Origin of the sequence: Carboxylicivirga marina (genome assembly GCF_016612505.1) — a bacterium.
Lineage (GTDB): Bacteria > Bacteroidota > Bacteroidia > Bacteroidales > Marinilabiliaceae > Carboxylicivirga > Carboxylicivirga marina.
In genome coordinates, this window is record NZ_JAENRR010000168.1 from 1 (window position 1) to 596 (window position 596).

At 46.8% G+C, this 596-nt stretch carries 1 protein-coding gene; it reads left to right on the plus strand.

Translation table 11 applies throughout. The annotated features are described in order from the left end of the window. Positions 1 to 596 (plus strand): sugar-binding domain-containing protein (locus tag JIV24_RS22240; protein ID WP_353890336.1); only part of this gene is annotated, 596 nt, incomplete at both ends.

A 596-nucleotide genomic window follows, 5' to 3' on the forward strand; every position in this document is an offset into this window, starting at 1 on the left:
GAAAATGCTCGCAAGGTTTTGCCTGAAAATTCAGAGTATTGGCAATCACTGGATGGTGATTGGAAGTTTAACTGGGCGAAACACCCCAATGAGCGTCCTGCCAACTTTTACCAACCAACTTTTGATGTTAGTGGCTGGGATGACATGCCGGTGCCTTCCAACTGGAACATTGTTGGCTTAGCAAAAGATGGTGGCCAAAAATATGGAACACCCATCTATTGTAACCAGCCGGTTATTTTCAAACACACAGTAGCTGTTGATGATTGGAAAGGTGGCGTGATGCGCGAGCCTGCCAAGGATTGGGTAACTTACGAGGCGCGTAATGAAGTGGGCTCTTACCGTCGCGATTTTGATATTCCGGCAGACTGGGACGGACGCGAGATATTTGTGCAGTTCGATGGCGTAGATTCATTTTTCTACCTGTGGATAAACGGCGAGTATGTTGGTTTCTCAAAAAACTCTCGTAATGCCGCCACGTTTGACATTAGTCCTTTCGTGAAAAAAGGTACTAACGTGATTGCCGCTGAGGTGTACCGTAATTCCGATGGTTCATTTTTGGAGGCTCAGGATATGTTCCGCCTTCCGGGTATTTTCCG